This window comes from Mycobacterium sp. NGS15, assembly GCF_059813245.1.
In genome coordinates, this window is the sequence record NZ_JCALEF010000007.1 from 250,378 (window position 1) to 266,997 (window position 16,620).

At 65.1% G+C, this 16,620-nt stretch carries 18 protein-coding genes; 7 read left to right on the forward strand and 11 right to left on the reverse strand.

Annotated features, from left to right (window positions below):
* Positions 1-34 precede the first annotated feature (34 nt).
* A complete protein-coding gene (locus tag AC5Y5C_RS22035; protein ID WP_499976768.1) occupies positions 35-697 on the forward strand; it encodes an LppM family (lipo)protein in 663 nt (220 codons plus the stop codon).
* Here the strand turns inward: AC5Y5C_RS22035 and metF are convergent.
* Positions 672-1,652: a methylenetetrahydrofolate reductase [NAD(P)H] gene (gene metF, locus AC5Y5C_RS22040; RefSeq protein ID WP_499976476.1), complete on the reverse strand. Its 981-nt coding sequence runs from the start codon at positions 1,650-1,652 to the stop codon at positions 672-674. The two genes, AC5Y5C_RS22035 and metF, sit on opposite strands and share 26 nt — an antisense overlap.
* A 139-nt stretch (positions 1,653-1,791) precedes the next feature.
* Between metF and AC5Y5C_RS22045 the strand changes: the two genes are divergently transcribed.
* A complete protein-coding gene (locus AC5Y5C_RS22045; protein WP_499976477.1) occupies positions 1,792-2,835 on the forward strand; it encodes a polyprenyl synthetase family protein in 1,044 nt (347 codons plus the stop codon).
* Positions 2,780-4,423: an alpha-(1->6)-mannopyranosyltransferase A gene (locus tag AC5Y5C_RS22050; RefSeq protein ID WP_499976479.1), complete on the forward strand. Its 1,644-nt coding sequence runs from the start codon at positions 2,780-2,782 to the stop codon at positions 4,421-4,423. Before AC5Y5C_RS22045 ends, AC5Y5C_RS22050 begins: the two co-directional genes overlap by 56 nt.
* On the opposite strand, the gene AC5Y5C_RS22055 is transcribed toward AC5Y5C_RS22050, so the two are convergent.
* Positions 4,420-4,824, reverse strand: coding sequence for an Rv2175c family DNA-binding protein (locus AC5Y5C_RS22055; protein WP_078311815.1), 405 nt, complete (start codon positions 4,822-4,824; stop codon positions 4,420-4,422). The genes AC5Y5C_RS22050 and AC5Y5C_RS22055 overlap by 4 nt on opposite strands.
* 82 nt (positions 4,825-4,906) lie before the next feature.
* On the opposite strand from AC5Y5C_RS22055, the gene AC5Y5C_RS22060 reads away from it, so the two are divergent.
* Positions 4,907-5,347 (forward strand): SRPBCC family protein, encoded by a 441-nt coding sequence (locus AC5Y5C_RS22060; protein WP_499976480.1) that lies wholly within the window; start codon positions 4,907-4,909, stop codon positions 5,345-5,347.
* A gap of 39 nt (positions 5,348-5,386) precedes the next feature.
* Complete coding sequence (locus AC5Y5C_RS22065; protein ID WP_499976482.1) at positions 5,387-6,697, forward strand: protein kinase domain-containing protein; 1,311 nt, start codon at positions 5,387-5,389, stop codon at positions 6,695-6,697.
* Here the strand turns inward: AC5Y5C_RS22065 and AC5Y5C_RS22070 are convergent.
* The 7 genes from AC5Y5C_RS22070 to AC5Y5C_RS22100 all read right to left on the reverse strand — a co-directional run bounded on the left by AC5Y5C_RS22070 (position 6,694) and on the right by AC5Y5C_RS22100 (position 13,098).
* Positions 6,694-8,082, reverse strand: coding sequence for a class II 3-deoxy-7-phosphoheptulonate synthase (locus tag AC5Y5C_RS22070; protein WP_499976483.1), 1,389 nt, complete (start codon positions 8,080-8,082; stop codon positions 6,694-6,696). The genes AC5Y5C_RS22065 and AC5Y5C_RS22070 overlap by 4 nt on opposite strands.
* A 54-nt stretch (positions 8,083-8,136) precedes the next feature.
* The gene (locus tag AC5Y5C_RS22075; RefSeq protein ID WP_499976484.1) at positions 8,137-8,628 is read right to left on the reverse strand and encodes a polyadenylate-specific 3'-exoribonuclease AS; all 492 of its coding nucleotides are present in this window, start codon (positions 8,626-8,628) and stop codon (positions 8,137-8,139) included.
* Between the two features lie 9 nt (positions 8,629-8,637).
* Complete coding sequence (locus AC5Y5C_RS22080; RefSeq protein ID WP_499976486.1) at positions 8,638-9,936, reverse strand: glycosyltransferase 87 family protein; 1,299 nt, start codon at positions 9,934-9,936, stop codon at positions 8,638-8,640.
* Between the two features lie 124 nt (positions 9,937-10,060).
* Positions 10,061-10,792: a lysophospholipid acyltransferase family protein gene (locus AC5Y5C_RS22085; RefSeq protein ID WP_499976487.1), complete on the reverse strand. Its 732-nt coding sequence runs from the start codon at positions 10,790-10,792 to the stop codon at positions 10,061-10,063.
* 200 nt (positions 10,793-10,992) lie between these two features.
* Positions 10,993-11,391, reverse strand: a complete 399-nt coding sequence (locus AC5Y5C_RS22090) for a hypothetical protein (protein ID WP_499976489.1) — start codon at positions 11,389-11,391, stop codon at positions 10,993-10,995.
* On the reverse strand, positions 11,388-12,668 hold the full coding sequence (locus AC5Y5C_RS22095; protein ID WP_499976770.1) for an ArsA family ATPase: 1,281 nt from the start codon (positions 12,666-12,668) through the stop codon (positions 11,388-11,390). The genes AC5Y5C_RS22090 and AC5Y5C_RS22095 overlap by 4 nt, the downstream gene beginning before the upstream one ends.
* A complete protein-coding gene (locus tag AC5Y5C_RS22100; RefSeq protein ID WP_078291639.1) occupies positions 12,658-13,098 on the reverse strand; it encodes an SRPBCC family protein in 441 nt (146 codons plus the stop codon). Before AC5Y5C_RS22100 ends, AC5Y5C_RS22095 begins: the two co-directional genes overlap by 11 nt.
* Positions 13,099-13,180: 82 nt before the next feature.
* Between AC5Y5C_RS22100 and AC5Y5C_RS22105 the strand changes: the two genes are divergently transcribed.
* Complete coding sequence (locus tag AC5Y5C_RS22105; RefSeq protein ID WP_499976491.1) at positions 13,181-13,609, forward strand: nitroreductase family deazaflavin-dependent oxidoreductase; 429 nt, start codon at positions 13,181-13,183, stop codon at positions 13,607-13,609.
* On the opposite strand, the gene AC5Y5C_RS22110 is transcribed toward AC5Y5C_RS22105, so the two are convergent.
* Entirely contained in the window at positions 13,610-14,005 is a 396-nt protein-coding gene (locus tag AC5Y5C_RS22110; RefSeq protein ID WP_499976492.1) for a polyketide cyclase / dehydrase and lipid transport, read from the reverse strand.
* Positions 14,006-14,086: 81 nt separating this feature from the next.
* On the opposite strand from AC5Y5C_RS22110, the gene AC5Y5C_RS22115 reads away from it, so the two are divergent.
* Entirely contained in the window at positions 14,087-15,898 is a 1,812-nt protein-coding gene (locus AC5Y5C_RS22115; RefSeq protein WP_499976494.1) for an AMP-dependent synthetase/ligase, read from the forward strand.
* On the opposite strand, the gene AC5Y5C_RS22120 is transcribed toward AC5Y5C_RS22115, so the two are convergent.
* Complete coding sequence (locus AC5Y5C_RS22120) at positions 15,877-16,611, reverse strand: class I SAM-dependent methyltransferase (protein WP_499976495.1); 735 nt, start codon at positions 16,609-16,611, stop codon at positions 15,877-15,879. The two genes, AC5Y5C_RS22115 and AC5Y5C_RS22120, sit on opposite strands and share 22 nt — an antisense overlap.
* Positions 16,612-16,620 lie beyond the last annotated feature (9 nt).

Genomic DNA, 16,620 nt, shown 5'->3' on the forward strand with positions numbered 1-16,620 from the left:
CTTCGCGCGAGCGGCTCATCGCAGCCCAGGGCGGGTGGCGCGCATCGCCGCCGTGCTGTTGTTGACGACGCTGCCGCTGCTGTCGGGATGCGTGCGAGTCAAGGCCTCGATGACCGTCACCACCGACGATCACGTCTCCGGGCAACTGATCGCTGTCGCTAAACCGCAGGGCAAGGACGATAAAGGCCCTCAGCTCGACCGCAATATGTCGTTCGCCCAGAAGGTTCAGGTGAGCGAGTACGAGGAGAACGGCATGGTGGGGTCGCGTGCCATCTTCAACGATCTGACCTTCGCGGAAGTCCCTCAGCTGGCCGGGATGAACAAGAACGCCGCTGGGTTCGATCTCACCCTGCGGCGTAACGGCGATGTGGTCGTACTGGAAGGCCGCGCCGATCTCACCGCACTGGAAGACACCTCAAATGCCGATGTGTCGCTGGCTATTTCCTTTCCCGGCGATATCGAATCGACCAACGGGGAGACGCTCGGTTCCGACGCCGTGCAATGGAAACTCACGCCCGGCGTGGTCAGTACATTCAGCGCGACCGCTCGCTACACCGATCCCAGCACCCGCTCGTTCAACGGAGCCGCGATCTTCGTGACGATCTCGGCGCTGCTGGTCGGCGCCCTCGTTGCCTCCTTGGCCTGGCTGGGCCGTGACCAGTCTCCGCGGTTTACGCCCGACCAGTTCCCGGAGTAACCCGCACTCCGAGGTTCTCCAGCACCTCGGAGGTGGCCCGCGCGAAGTTGAGGGTCATGAAGTGCACGCACGGAACGCCCTCGGCGATCAGCCGGGCGGCCATCGCGGTGGTGAGCTCGACACCGACCTTGCGAACCTCGTCGCGGTTCTCTTCTGGACCGCCTCCGGCCGCCCGCAGTAGCCGTTCCTCCAGCGCAGCCGGCAGCGTGGACGAGGAAAGCTCGACCTGCCGGCGCACCGACCGCAGCGACGTGATGGGCATCAGCCCCGGGACGATCGGCTTGGCGCCTTGTTCCGGATCGGCGGCCACCACCCGATCGCGCAGCCGCAGGTAGTCGTCGACATCGAAGAACATCTGGGTAATGGAGTACTCGGCCCCCGCCCGCAGCTTGTTCACCAGATTGGCTGTATCGCGTTCCAGGTCGATCGCCTGCGGATGGCCCTCCGGGAAAGAGGCCACGCCGACATGGAAATCACCCAGGTCACGAACCAGCCGCACCAGCTCTTCGGCGTAGGTCAGGCCGCCTGGGTGCGGAATCCATTCCGCATTCACATCTCCGGCCGGATCGCCGCGCAGGGCAAGGATATTGGTGATGCCCCGGTCCACGTATGCCCCCACCATGGCGCGCAGCTCGCCGACGGTGTGCCCAACGGCGGTCAGGTGCGCAACCGGCAGCAAGGTGGTGTTCTCGGCCAGCTCACCGGTGACCCGCACCGTGCGATCACGGGTAGAACCGCCCGCACCGTAGGTCACCGACACGAACACCGGCTGATACCGCTCGAAAACTCTTGCTGCCCGCCACAACCGAGCCTCAGCCGCCTCGTCGCGGGGCGGCATGAACTCCACCGAGAACGCGACATCGCCGGGCTGAACCGCGGCCAGTCGATCGGCGATCGACTCCGGATTCTGCAGCTCGGCGACCGGTGCGTCATGGTCGAGCGGGTGAGTTGTCACCTGTTCAGGATAGGTGGGATTAGGCTGAGCTCACTCTCGGAGACTCTGTAAGCATCCGGGAGCAATTACCGCACCGTGAAAGGACGCCCCGCTGAGTGTCAACGTAGCCGCTGCCAACGCCCGGCACCTGATCGATGCGGTGAGCGACCAACTGAGCCAGTTCCTGGCCGAATGCCGCGAGCACACCGCGCATATCGGGCCGAGCTACGAGCATGCGATAACCGCTCTCGACCGGTTTGTGCTGCGCGGCGGCAAGAGGCTGCGCCCGGCGTTCGCCTACTGGGGCTGGCGAGCGGTCACCGACGACCCCGACCCGTGGAACCCGGAAGTGCTGCGGGTATGTGCCGCGCTCGAACTGCTGCACACCTGCGCGCTGATCCATGACGACGTCATCGACAGCTCCGCCACCCGTCGCGGCGAACCCACCATCCACATCGAGTTCGCCGCCCTGCACCGCGAGAACGGCTGGTCCGGCTCCGCCGACCAGTTCGGCATTTCGGCTGCGATTCTCCTCGGTGATCTGGCGCTTACCTGGGCCGATGACATGGTGGTCGGAGCACGCCTGTCGCCGGAGGCACATGCACGGGCGCGGAGTGTGTGGTCAATCCTGCGCAGCGAGGTGCTCGGCGGCCAATATCTGGACATCTTGTCCGAATCCTCGGGCGACGAGTCCGTCGAAACCGCCATGCGCGTGATCCGTTTCAAGACCGCCGGCTACACCGTGCAGCGACCACTGCAACTGGGCGTCGCGATCGCGGCCGGGAACCCGGAGATCTCAGGACTCCTTGGCGACGTCGGGCTGGATATCGGCATCGCGTTCCAGCTGCGCGACGACGTGCTCGGGGTTTTCGGGGACCCCAAGGTGACCGGGAAACCCGCCGGCGACGATCTGCGTTCCGGAAAGCGCACCGTGCTGCTGGCCGAGGCTCTGCGGCTGGCACGCATCAGCGACGGCGCCGCCGAGGACATGCTGCACTCCTGGATCGGTACACCACTCACCGATCAGCAAGTTGCTGAAATGTGTTCACTCATAGTCGACTTGGGCGCCCTAGCCGCGGTTGAATCGCGCATCGAAGAGCACACACACCGCGCGCTGGACCAGTTGGCAAGCGCCGACATCGCCGACGATGCCCGTGCCGCGTTGTCAGACCTGGTCCGATTGGTGTCCAACCGGAGCGCATGATCACGTGAGTACATCGTCTAAGGCCGTGGAGCCTCCCCTGGAACCAAAACCAGAATCAGAACCTGCGGCACTCCAACCCAGTGCCGGGTGGGCGGATGCCTTCCTGCGGTCCCCTGCCGGACGCGCGGCCGTCACCGGATTCGGTGGCGCCATTCTTATCGCCATCGGCGGACTGGGCGCGGGCAGCACCCGGCAACACGACCCGCTACTGGAATCGGTCGGGCTGTCCTGGTTGCGCTTCGGCCATGGGTTGGTGGTGTCCTCGATCTGCATGTGGCTCGGGGTGGTCCTGATGCTGCTGGCATGGCTCGGGCTGGGTCGGCACGTGATCGCGGGCAAGGTCACCAAAGAGTCTCTCCTGATCGTCATTCCATGCTGGCTGTTGCCACTGCTGGCGTCCGTGCCGGTGTTCAGCCGGGACGCGTACTCCTACCTTGCCCAGGGCGCGTTGCTGCGCGATGGCTTCGACCCGTATCTGGTCGGCCCGGTCGAAAACCCGAACCCGCTGTTGGAGAACGTCAGTCCGATCTGGTCCACGACCACCGCGCCATACGGCCCGCTGTTCATCCTCATCGCGCGGTTCGTCACCCAGATAATCGGAGACGATGTGGTGGCGGGAACCATGCTGCTGCGCCTGTGCATGCTGCCCGGGCTGGCACTGCTCGTGTGGGCCACACCCCGCGTAGCCCATTGCCTTTCGGCCAACGCCAGCAAGGCATTGTGGATCTGCGTGCTCAATCCGCTGGTAATCATCCATCTCATGGGTGGCGTGCACAACGAGATGCTGATGGTCGGCCTCATGATGGCAGGCATCGCCCTCGTGCTCGAGCGCCATCATGGGTGGGGCATATCGGTGGTCGCATTGGCGGTCGCCGTCAAGGCCACCGCCGGACTGGCACTGCCTTTCCTGGTGTGGATCTGGATGCGCCGACTCGTCCAGAGCGCCGACGAGGGCTCGCCGCAACGCCGCCCGGTTACCGCGTTCGCGATGGCATCGGCGGCCTCGGTCGCGATCGTGGTCGCGGTGTTCGCGGTGCTGTCCTGGATCGCCGGCGTCGGCCTCGGATGGCTGACCGCACTGGCCGGTTCGGTGAAGATCATCAACTGGTTGACGGTGCCTACCGCCGTCGCCAACATCATCAACGTCTTCGCCGGACTGTTTGTCACCGTCAACTTCGATGCCGTTCTGGAAACCACCCGCATCATCGGCGTCATGGTCATCGCCGTCAGTCTGCCCGTGGTCTGGTGGCGACACCGGCACGACGAACGCGACGCGATGTTCGGAACCCTGTGGGCGATGGTCATCGTGGTGCTCATGGCGCCGGCCGCGCTGCCCTGGTACTACACGTGGCCGCTGGCCATCGCGGCGCCGCTACTGCAATCGCGCGCAGCCATCGCCGCCATCGCCGGGTTCTCCACCTGGATCATGGTGATCTTCAAACCCGATGGCTCCCATGGCATGTACGTGTGGATCCACGTGTTGATCGCGGCCACCTGTGCCGCGATCGCGTGGCGGATGATCAACACCGCGCCGGAGTCCCACGAACCCGAACCTGCCGAAGCCGACACTCCGGCACCTGCCTCCTAGTAGGCCATGGCCTGCGCCCGCCGCAGCACTTCGCGTGCCTGGTGGCCGTGCAGCGCATCGACCGGGCGGGCCGCCTCGATACGTTCGGTGGTGCCGTCCCTGGTCACCGTGAGCGACTCATCACCGGTGAACAACCAGCGCATGATTTCCGGTTCGTGATATCCCCCGTCGCGCAGCACCGACAGCAGCCCGGACAAATGCTTCACCACGGGGCCCTCGGGGCTGAAAAAGATGACGGGCACCTTGATTTCGCCATCTCGCCGCACCGCGATCAGCTCACCGTCTCGCAGATATTGCTGAACCTTGCTCACCGTTACCCGCAGGCGCGTAGCCACCTCCTTGAGGGAGAACAACGGCTCATCGGCGTCAAGCGTGTCGGCGACGTAGGGAATTGCGCTCATAACGAATGACGCTAGTCGTCCCATGGGCCGCCGTCGCCCAAAAGTGTCCTCCGGGTGTGGTGACGCGCGTAACCTTCCGATCGTGACGAGTTCCGGCGATCCGACATCGGTCACCCACAGCGAGTACTACCCCTACCCCGTCGAGAAGGTCTGGGATGTTCTCGTCTCCCAGGAGCTCACCGCCTCACAGGTAAAAGAAGTCAACGATGCCCCAGTCGAGGTCGGCGAGACCCGCGTCCTCATCACCCACCCGCAGCCCGCGGTCGGATTCGATGGCGTGCTCCGCACCACCTACACCAGCGTGGTGCCCTGCGAGCACATCGAGCAGGTGCTGACCGCACCCGGGATCGAAGTGACCTCCCGGTGGAACCTGCTCCCGGAGCCCGGCGGCACCCGGCTCCGCGTTACCTACAGCCGGTTCGACCCTGCCATCCCCCTGCATCGTCAGTGGCGAACGATGCTGTTTTCGGGGGCCGGGCCCATGCTCAACTCTCTCCGCGAAATACTCGACAAGCGACATTGACGACGGGGCGTTCCCGCATCAGTCGATACGATCGATGCGATGACATCGCCCAAGTCCCCGACCGGCCGCCTCGATCCCATGATCGGCGCGGTGCTCGACAGTCGGTATCGCATCGAGACCCCGATCGCGACGGGCGGGATGTCGACCGTGTACCGCGGGCTGGACACCCGACTGGACCGCCCGGTGGCGGTCAAGGTGATGGACAGCCGCTACGCCTCCGACACCGGGTTTCTCGCACGATTCCGGCTCGAGGCCCGGGCCGTCGCGCGACTGCGTCACCCGGGCCTGGTGGCCGTGTTCGACCAGGGAATGGACGGTAGGCACCCGTTCCTGGTGATGGAACTGATCGACGGGGGCACTCTGCGGGAGCTGCTGCGCGAACGCGGGCCCATGCCGCCCCATGCGGTAGCCGCGGTGTTCAACCCGCTGCTGGGCGGACTGGCGGTCGCACACCGCTCGGGGCTGGTGCACCGTGACGTCAAACCCGAGAACGTCTTGATCTCCGATGACGGGGAGGTCAAACTGGCCGATTTCGGGCTTGTCCGTGCGGTCGCCGAAGCCGGGATAACCTCGACCAGCGTGATCTTGGGCACCGCGGCCTACCTGTCCCCCGAGCAGGTGCGTACCGGCTCCGCCGGCCCCCGCAGCGATGTCTATTCAGCGGGCATATTGATGTACGAACTACTCACCGGCTCAACACCATTCACCGGCGATACGCCATTGGCACTGGCCTATCAACGCATCGACCGTGATGTCCCGGCTCCGAGCGAGGCGATCGACGGTATTCCGGAGGAGTTCGACGAGCTGGTGCTGCGAGCCACCTCTCGCGACCCGGATGCGCGCTACGCGGACGCCGCACAGATGGGCGCCGAACTCGAGGCCATCGCCGCCGAGCTGCACCTGCCGTCCTTCCGGGTGCCCGCGCCCCGGGATTCCAAACAGCATGTCGCCGAACAGCTATACCGCAGCCGGCTGATCGAGACCGGCGGCAGTACGGACGCCGCCCCGGCCCGTGATCTCGATGCCGCCGACACCGCCTCGGCCGCGGCCGCTCTGGGTGTCGCTCCACGCCCCAGCGCCGCGCCGCGCCCCCGGGTGCCCAACCCCACACGGATGATGGACCCGGTGCCCGCGTACGAACCCGAATTCGACAGGGAGTTCGACAGGGAATTCGACAGCGAGTCCGACGAATCGGCGTTCTTCGCCGATATCGAGGACTCGGACTACCGGTACGAACGCCAACAGAGCCGCCGCGCGATCTTCATGTGGCTGGTGATCGTTCTCATCATCACCAGCTCGGTGGCCGCGGGATGCTGGTCACTGGGCGCCAACATCACCAACCTGCTCTAGTCCCGGAGCATCTCCGCGACAAGGAACGCCAACTCCAGCGACTGCTGGGTGTTCAGACGCGGATCGCATGCCGTCTCGTAACGACCGGCCAGGTCGTCATCCGAGATATCCTGCGCCCCACCAAGACATTCGGTGACGTTCTCGCCGGTGATCTCGACGTGAATACCGCCCGGATGCGTGCCGAGTGCGTTGTGCACCTCGAAGTAGCCCTGGACCTCATCGACGATCCGATCGAAATGCCGTGTCTTGTAACCGCTGGGCGACTCGTGGGTGTTGCCGTGCATCGGGTCGCACTGCCAGACCACCTGATGGCCGCTCGCCTGCACCTTCTCGATGATCGGCGGAAGCAGATCACGCACCTTGGAGTTGCCCATCCGCGAGACGAACGTGAGGCGGCCCGGCTTGTTGTGCGGGTCAAGACGTTCCACGTATTCGACGGCCTGATCGGGCGTGGTCGTCGGACCGATCTTCATCCCGATCGGGTTGGCGATAATCTCGGCGAAGGCCACATGCGCGTGATCGAGCTGCCGCGTGCGATCGCCGATCCAGAGGTAGTGGGCCGACAGGTCGTACAGCGCTGGCTCGCCGTTCTCGTCCTCGGCCAGGCGCAGCATGGCCCGCTCGTAGTCGAGTACCAGTGCCTCGTGACTCGCGTAGATCTCGGCGGTGTCCAGGTTCGAATCCGCCACGCCGCAGGCGCTCATGAACTTCAGGCCACGGTCGATCTCGGAGGCCAGCGCCTCGTATCGCGCACCCGCGGGCGAGGTCCGGACGAATTCGCGGTTCCAGTCGTGCACCAGGGCCAGCGAGGCCAAGCCCGAGCCGGTCACGGCACGCACCAGGTTCATCGCGGCGCTGGCATTGGCGTAGGCGCGTACCAGGCGCGACGCGTCGTGCTCGCGCAATGCGGAATCGGGGGCAAAACCGTTCACCATGTCACCGCGGTAGGACTTGAGTCCCAGGGCGTCGGTGTCCGAGCTGCGCGGCTTGGCGTACTGACCGGCGATACGCGCCAGCTTCACCACCGGCATGCTGGACCCGTACGTCAGCACCACCGCCATCTGCAGCAGTGCGCGGATATTGGCACGGATATGCGGCTCCGTGTTATCGGCGAAGGTCTCGGCGCAATCTCCGCCCTGCAGCAGGAAGGCCTCACCACGTGCCACCTGGGCCAGCTGGCCCTGCAAACGCTGGATCTCCGCGGGGACGGTGATCGGGGGCACGCTTTCCAGCACGGTCCGCATGGCAGCGGCCTGATTTGCGGGCCAGCTCGGCTGCTGAGCAGCAGGCTTGGCCAGCGCGGCATCGAGGCGCGCACGCAGATCGGCCGGAAGCGGCGGCAGCTCCGGCAATTGGTCGATGGGGACGTCGACTGTCCAGTTCACGAACCCATCTTAACCGCCCCTTACCAGCGGATTTTTACCCGGGACGCCCAGTGATCAGCCCGGCGGGACCATCGCGCGGTAGCGGGCCAGGTTGTAGCGGGCGTCGACCAGCGCATCGTGCGAGTCGGCGGGCCGTTTCGGCACAGCGGGCTGGCCCAGTTGGTTCCACAACTGCTTGAGTTCGAGGGTGAAGCGGGGCACCGGCCGCGGCAGCGCCGTCATGGGCCCCCACAGCTGACACAGCGCCACATGGTCGTAGGCGCCCACCCACGCCCACAGTTCGATCGGGTCGCTCGAAGCCCCACCGTTCAGACCCAGGAACTCGGCCAGATCGTCGCGGATCTGCCCGCGGGACCGCCACAGCGGGGACGATAGCGGCGGCAGCTTGGGCAGCACATGCTGACGCACCCACGGGCCCGCCCGCTGCGGGTCGAAGGCGGTGGAGACGGCGTAGTATTCGCGACCGTCTTCGCAGACCATCCCGATGGAGATGAGCTCGATGGTCTGACCGTCGTCGATGAACTCGGTGTCGTAGAAATACCGCACGCATGCCGCCTAGTTGTGCGCCGGCGAGGCCGGCGCCAGCTGGTCGGCCTCTGTCGGCTCGTCTTCGCGCGCACCATCGTTCACGCCCGACGGATCGCGCCGCAGCCATATCCAGCTGGCCACGAGCACCCCGAGATGGACGAACACATACAAGCTGGGGATCACGTCGTTCAGCACACCACCGGGCCGCAGCGTCAACGCGCCGGAGTCCGGTGTCTTGCCGCTCAGGCTGGTGAACCAGGCCGCGAACACAGCACAGAATGCCCACATCGTGATAGCGGAGGCCCGCTTACCCAGCACGTAACCGCGGTAAGCGAGATGGACGACCAACGGCACGAACCACACCCAGTGATGGCTCCAGCTGAACGGCGAGGCCGCCGCCGATGCCATGCCCACAATGGAGATGGCCAGCAGCAGCTGATCGCGCCGGTAGGCCAGCACCGCGACCACCAGGCTCGCCACGATCACCAGTACCGACAGTGCCGTGGCGGTCCCGGCCGACAGGTTCAATCGGAGGAACAGTCCGCTGATGCTGGTGCTCGCGGTGGGATCGCGCGTGATGCGGCTGATCTTCTCGAAGGCGCGGTCCACCCAGTAGTAGTGCGATGCGGACGGCAGGAATATGAAGCCCACACCGATGGTGCCGATCAGCGTGACGGTAGCGACGACGGCCGCGCGAATCCGTCCCACCAGGAACAAGAAGACGATGAAGATCATCGGGGTCAGCTTGATGCCGGCCACGATCCCGATTCCGATCCCGGCCAGCTTCCACCGTTTAGGAGCCAGGATGTCCGTCACCACGACGGCCAGGATCAGCAGATTGATCTGACCCAGCTGGATGGAGAGCCGGACCGGCTCCAACCACGAAACCAGCCCGACCAAGAGGGCCAACAGCCCCCATAGCCCGGCCTTCGCAGAGACATTCAGCCAGGCCAGCATGCGCCACACCGAGTAGACGAGCAGCGCCGGGAACACCACGAGCGACAGGATCTGCGCCGTGAAGTCGGTGATGAAGGCCAGCGGGGTGAATACCAATGCCGCGAACGGTGTGTAGGTGAACAGCAGATCGTCGATCTCGCCGTTGCGCCCGATCGAGTACAGATCCAGCCCGTCCAATACGCGGGTGCCGCCGAATCGATAAACCAATACGTCGATCTGCAGCGCATACGTCGGCCAGTGAATGAAGACGACCGCGTGCAGCAACAGCGCGACGGCGAGGACGAGCGGGCCACCCCACGTGATCCATCTGGCAACTCGGCGAGCGGCGCCGCGGTCCGTGATAGTGGTTTCGTTTATTGAATTCGGCACGGCCCTCGCATCTCTCAGTTCTCCCGCCGGTGGCCTCAAGACTAGCGGTCGCGGCACGGATAGCTGACCCACGCCCCGCGGCGAGGTGCCACGTCAGATGCAGGAAAGATGCACGGACCCCCGATTAACCGGCGGCGCTCTCCGGGATACGGTCGGGTTGCGTGGAGGACTCCGTGGGCTTGCCGGTGCTCTCCTTGAGCGCGGCCGCGTAGATGTCGACGTACTCCTGACCGGATAGCTGCATCAGCTCGTACATCACCTCGTCGATGACCGCGCGTTCGATGAAGCGGTTTCCGGCCATCCCGTCGAAGCGTGCGAAGTCCAGTGGCTTGCCGATTTTCACGGTGACCTTGGAAAAGTGCCAGCGAGCCGTTCCCGGCGGGTTCATCACGTTGGTGCCGACCATCGCGATCGGGATCACAGGCACCCCCGTGGCCAGCGCCATGCGCGCCAGTCCCGTCTTGCCCTTGTACAGGCGTCCATCCGGGGACCGCGTGCCCTCCGGATAAATACCCAGCAACTTGCCCTCCCCGAGTAACCGCTTGGCGGTGTTCAGCGCATTCTCGGCGGCGTCGGCGCTGGCCCGGTCGATCGGCACCTGGCCGGCGCCGCTGAAGAACACCTTCTTGAGCCAGCCCTTGAACCCGGGCTCGGTGAAGTACTCACTCTTGGCCAGGAAGGTCACCCGCCGGCGCAGTACTAGGCACAAATAGAAGCTGTCCACCACCGCGAGGTGGTTGCCTGCCAGGATTACCGGCCCAGACGACGGGACATTCTCCAGACCTTCGACTTTCGGTCGGCCCATCAGCTGCAGGATCGGCCCCATGAAGATGAACTTCAGCAGCCAATAGAACATCGCGCATCCTCTCCCGATCCCCGTGAGCAGCACAGGGCTGGCGCCGAGCTTACCCTCGGCGACGGCGAATCTCCGTGGACTGTCTAAGGTCCCGCGCACGACCGTGCCCGGGATGGACCCGACGGCACCGATGTGTTCAGCACCGAGGATAGGTGGGACACAGTGTCCCAGAAGTGGTCCGGGGTGCTCGATCGCGCTCGTTACTCGTCGATATCGACCGGGATGGGTTGGTAGCCAGTCGATTGCGAGCTCGGCGGCGGAGGCGGGAACGGACTCCGATACTCATGGGCGGGCCCACCACCATCAGGGCCGTCGGGATCGTCGGGGCCACCCGCACCCTCGGTCTCCAACATCGCGCGCACCACCATCACCAGCGCGAGGCTGTGTTCGGCGATCGTGGCCAACAGCGGGTGGTGTTCGCCCTCGACAAGGGCCGCCAGCGCACAGACCGGGCAGAACAGCTGGTTGCACTTTCCGGGCACCCCTCCGTCGCTGCCGCTCCCGGCAGCCGCCTGCCGCAGCGCCGGATCAAGCATGTCGAGGATGGAGGCGGCCAACGCCCGCAGCTCGGGACCGAGCTCCGGATGGGTACCCGTCACGTCGGCCACACCTCCGGATCCGCTCTAAACCGTATGGTCAGCTCGCCACTGACGAGCCGGGCATCGACAACCACGCAGCGCCGCAGCACGGAGGCCAGCCGGACCCGCCGGCGCATCCCGTTTGCACCGATGACCAGGTCATCTCCCACCCGGCCGAGGCTCAACGTGGCCGGGTCGATCTGCGGTAACTCTAGCCTTAGCCGATAGACGGTGTCCGCTCCGGATCCGGATTCATGCTCGACGACGGTGCCCAGCGGTGCCGGGGGCGCAGCTCCGTCGCGCCGCCGCACCGCCTCGGCCAGTTCACCGAGGGCCTCCGCCCCGATGGGCTCGCGTGGCAGATGCGGCACCAACAGCATCTCCACGTCCCCGATCGCCTCCCCCATCTCGTCGAGAACCGCGGCTTGATCGGCAATGCGCTGCATGTACCAGTCAAACGCCGGGTGTGCGGGAAGATTGTGGTATTCGTACGAATCATCTTGGATAAGAACCTGATTGACAATCACCTGATCGATGCGCACACCCATCAGCGCCAGCGCTCCCACGGTACGGATGGCCTCGGCCACCACCACCCGCTCGGGGGTCAGCACCAGATGCGCTGCCACCCGCTCGGCGTCCGACAGCAGACCCGCGAGCCGATCCGCCGATGCCGCAATGCGTTCCAGCAGTTCAGCCAGAATCTGCGCGCGAGGCGTACCGACACCGCCGAGTCGGCGATGCCGCGGCCAGGCCCGTTCCAGGTACATCGCGAAGGTTCCGGGCAGCGTCAGCATGCGCAACGCGTCGGCCGTCGACGCGCAGTCGACCACGACGACATCCCATTCGCCCGTCTCGGCGAGCTGCTGCACCTCGTGCAACCCAAGCATCTCCTGGACACCCGGCAGCGCGGAAAGCTCTTCGGGCGCAAGCGATCCGATATCCGATTCGGGGTACTGTCCGGCGATCGTCTCGGCAATGCCGCCCCAACGCCGCTCCAGCAGACCCAGGGTGTCCAGAGCCATGACGTCCAGCTGTCCCCCGTAAGGGTCCTCCAGCACCCGCACACAATGAGCACCGGGCGACGGATCGACCCGGACGCCGAAAACGTCGCCAAGGGAATGCGCCTGATCGGTGGATACCGCGAGCACCCGTTGGCCGGCACGCGCATACCGCACCGCGGTAGCACCGGCCAGCGTCGACTTACCCACGCCCCCCTTGCCGACGAAAAGGCCGATGGTGGCTGTCAACGGCGATTCGACATCTGGGCGCGGCGTCGCGTCGACGTCGCTAGCGGTCAGATTCGACTCGCTTCTTCAGATCCTTGAGCGCGGAATCGGTGATCTTGCGTTCGGCCTTACGTTTGAGCATTCCGATCATCGGAATTTGAAGGTCGACCGCGAGCTCATACGTCACCTCGGTGCCAGAACCCTTGGGCGCCAAAAGGTATGTCCCTTCCAGCGAACGCAATAGGGAACTTTCCGCCAGGGTCCAGGTGACCTTGCGGCCATCCGGAGACCACACGTACTCCAGGACCTGCGTGTCCTTGAGGACACCGGCGTCCAGCACCAACCGGGCACGTTTGACCCTGCCCTGGGAGTCGGTGTCGAGCACCTCGGTTTCCTTGTACTCCGACACCCATTCCGGGTAGGCGCCGATATCGGCGATCACCGCCATCACCTTGCCGGGTTCGGCATCGATGGCAATCGTTTGGGTAGTCTTCTCAGCCACCTGACAGACGGTACCCTTCTCCCTGGCGCTCGGATACTCCCATCCTGGCATTTCGCCGCAGCCGCGCGAAGGAGAGACGCCCATGAGCCGTCTGGTGGCCAAGGTGCTCGGTGTGCACCAGAGCATCTACATCGCATCGAAAGGCTATCTGGGTCATCATGTTCCGGGGATGGCCCCCAGCCTGCTGTTGACCTCTATCGGCGCCAGGAGCGGAGCGCAGCGCATCAACTCGCTGACCTACGCAAAGGATGGCGACAATCTCGTCGTAGTGGCCTCGAACGGCGGCGCCCGGCGCAATCCCGCCTGGTATCACAACCTCAAGGCACATCCGGACGTACAGGTGCAGCTGGGCAGGCACAAGCGCCGCGTCCGGGCGAAGTCCCTGCTGCCTGGTGACACCGACTACGAGCGATTGTGGAAGTTAGCCGACACCAACAACTCTGGGCATTACAGCGCCTACCAGCGGGCAACTTCCCGTCCCATCCCGGTGATCGTGCTCGCCGCTACCTGATCAGGTCTGCGGCACCCGCGATTCGCCGATCGGCCGACTGGCCTCGAGCCGCTGCTTGAGTACGAAGGCGAACCGCTTCCCGGCAATGCGACGGGCATGATTGAGCTTGGTCAAATTCAGCTTGGCCACCTGTGCGGCGCTGGCGCCGGTGGGCTCAGCGTGCAGGAAGTAGTGCAGAATCGCGCCGTCCAGCGCGGGCTCGAGCCACACCTCCATCGTTCCGGTGACAGGCCCGGCAACCGTCCAGCGGATGCCCTTCTCGCCTCGTTCCTCGACGACGTTGAGCTGCAGATCAGGCCACCAACGGCGCCAATCCACGGGGTTGGAGATGGCGCGGCCGATATCCGCGGGATCTGCGGCGATAAAGGTCTGGTCGGCGACCTGAATGCTGTTCATCGCGGACAAGCTTAAGCCTCGCTGCCGAAGGAAATGCGGCAACGCCTTCGACGATCTCAAGGCCACGACTAGTCTGAGCCCGTGCGAGAGTTCAGCGTCCCTGCCCCGTTCACCGTCGAGGACAACGCGTCGGTTGTTCATGCCGTCTACGACTACGAGCGTGAAGACCCCAACCAGGCGGCATTCTCACGTCTCGTCGACGGCACCTGGACACCCGTCACCTACGCGGAGGCTGCGGCGCAGATCCGTGCGGTGGCCAATGGTCTGATCGCCAAGGGTGTGCTGCCCGGCGATCGTGTGGCGCTGATCTCGGCGACACGCTACGAGTGGACGATCATTGACTACGCGGTTCTCTCCATCGGCGCCATCACCGTGCCCATCTACGAGACTTCTTCGGCCGATCAGGTCCGGTGGGTACTGCAGGATTCTGCGGCGGTCGCGCTGTTCGTGGAATCCGATGCCCACGCCACGATCGCCGAAGGACTCGCGCCCGAACTGCCCAATCTGCGGACCGTCTTCCACATCGCCAGTTCGGGTGCGCCCGCGGCCCTCGACGAGCTCGCTGCAGCGGGTGCCGGCGTGGACCCCGCCGAGCTCACCGGCCGACTCGACGCCATCAAGGCAACGGATCCCGCGACGCTCATCTATACCTCGGGAACTACCGGACGCCCCAAGGGCTGCCAGCTCACCCACTCCAACCTGGTGTACGAAACCCGGGGTGCGCGTGCCGTTTTCCCCGACTACTTGCAGAAGGGCAGCAGAACGCTGATCTTTCTGCCGTTGGCTCACGTGTTGGCGCGCGGTATCGCGATGGCCTGCTTCCAGGCCAAGGTAAGTGTCGGTTTCACCAGCGATATCAAGACCCTGGTGCCGACGTTCGGGATCTTCAAGCCGACCTTCATCGTCTCGGTCCCGCGCATCTTCGAAAAGGTGTACAACACCGCTCGTCAGAACGCCCAGAACGACGGCAAGGGAAAGATTTTCGATGCCGCCGCCGATACCGCCGTCGAATACAGCCAGGCGCTGGACAACGGCGGCCCGGGCATCGTGTTGCGTGCCAAGCGTGCGGCCTTCGACAAGCTCGTGTACGGCAAGCTACGCGCGGCGCTCGGCGGTGAGTGCGTGGCATCGATCTCCGGCGGAGCCCCGCTGGGTGCCCGATTGGGGCACTTCTACCGCGGCGTCGGCCTGACCATCTACGAGGGCTACGGCCTCACCGAGACGACAGCGGCCTGCGCGGTGAATGTCATCGGCGGGCTCAAAATCGGCAGTGTCGGAAGGCCGTTGCCCGGTAATGCCGCCAAGATCGCCGAGGACGGTGAACTACTGGTGTCCGGTGGAGTCGTGTTCAGCGGGTACTGGAACAACGCGACCGCCACCAGCGAATCGATCCTGGACGGCTGGTTCCACACCGGCGACCTCGGTGCGATCGACGAGGACGGCTTCATCACGATCACCGGCCGCAAGAAGGAAATCATCGTCACCGCCGGCGGCAAGAACGTCGCACCGGCGGTGCTGGAGGATCAGCTGCGCGCTCACCCATTGATCAGTCAGGCGATGGCCGTCGGCGACAAGCAGCCGTTCATCGGCGCTCTCATCACGATCGACCCCGAGGCCATCGACGGCTGGAAGCAGCGCAACGGCAAGCCCGCCAGCGCCACCGTCGCCGATCTGGTCCAGGATCCCGACCTCCTCGCGGAGGTCGAGACCGCCGTGAAGGCAGCCAATCAGGTTGTGTCCCATGCCGAAGCCATCAAGAAGTTCCGGATCCTGCCGGTTGACTTCACCGAGGCCACCGGCGAGATGACGCCGACGCTCAAGGTGAAGCGCAACGTGGTTGCCGAGAAGTTCGCGGCGGACATCGACGCGATCTACTCGGGGGCACCCGAGTAGCGCAGTCGATACACGATAAAACTGGGTGAGTCGACGACATTCTGCAGCGCCGTGGGATACCGCAGGATTGCCTCCGGGGATGGCCGCGGTTCCACAATCCGTTCGACGACGAATCCGGCCTCGGCGAACGCGTCGACGACCTGCGCAAGTGGGCGTCTCCAAAAGTGCTGAGTCACCTGCACATCCGCTTTCGTCCAGCTATCGCTCACGAGCTGGCGCTGAAAGTATCCGTCGCGCTGATCGGGCAACGGGGCGCCGAAGGGGTGATCCAGCGAGATAACCGCCCAACCACCCGGGCGCAGAATCCGCGCGAAGGACGTGAGCGGCACCTGCCAGTCACGCAGATAGTGCAAGGCGAGCGAACATGTCATGCCGTCGAATGACTGCGGCTCGAAGGGCAGAGGTTCGGCCATATCCGCAACCATCAGGTTGGCCCGAGAGCCACAGCGCTGACGGGCTTGCTCAATCATCATCGGGCTGAGGTCCACGCCGGTGACGTCGGCGCCCTCGTCGAGAAGCCATGCGCACTGGGCACCCGAACCACATCCGACGTCCAAGACCGCCATGCCTTTCAGCGGACGCGGGACCAGCGACCTCAGCGCCGGCCGCTCCAGCAGTCCGTTGAAGGGCCCGTCATCGGTCGTCGCTGACCAGACAGGTGCCAGCCGGTCGTACACCTCGCGCGTGTGCCGCGCATGTTCTGCAGGGTCCACCCCTGGAGC

Excerpts from the sequence above, each read along its gene's own strand:
- AC5Y5C_RS22085 (WP_499976487.1), bottom strand. The coding sequence starts at position 10,792 with ATGTTCTATTGGCTGCTGAAGTTCATCTTCATGGGGCCGATCCTGCAG.
- AC5Y5C_RS22110 (WP_499976492.1), bottom strand. The coding sequence starts at position 14,005 with ATGAACAGCATTCAGGTCGCCGACCAGACCTTTATCGCCGCAGATCCC.
- AC5Y5C_RS22105 (WP_499976491.1), top strand. The coding sequence starts at position 13,181 with ATGAGCCGTCTGGTGGCCAAGGTGCTCGGTGTGCACCAGAGCATCTAC.
- AC5Y5C_RS22055 (WP_078311815.1), bottom strand. The coding sequence starts at position 4,824 with ATGAGCGCAATTCCCTACGTCGCCGACACGCTTGACGCCGATGAGCCG.
- AC5Y5C_RS22065 (WP_499976482.1), top strand. The coding sequence starts at position 5,387 with ATGACATCGCCCAAGTCCCCGACCGGCCGCCTCGATCCCATGATCGGC.
- AC5Y5C_RS22050 (WP_499976479.1), top strand. The coding sequence starts at position 2,780 with ATGCCCGTGCCGCGTTGTCAGACCTGGTCCGATTGGTGTCCAACCGGA.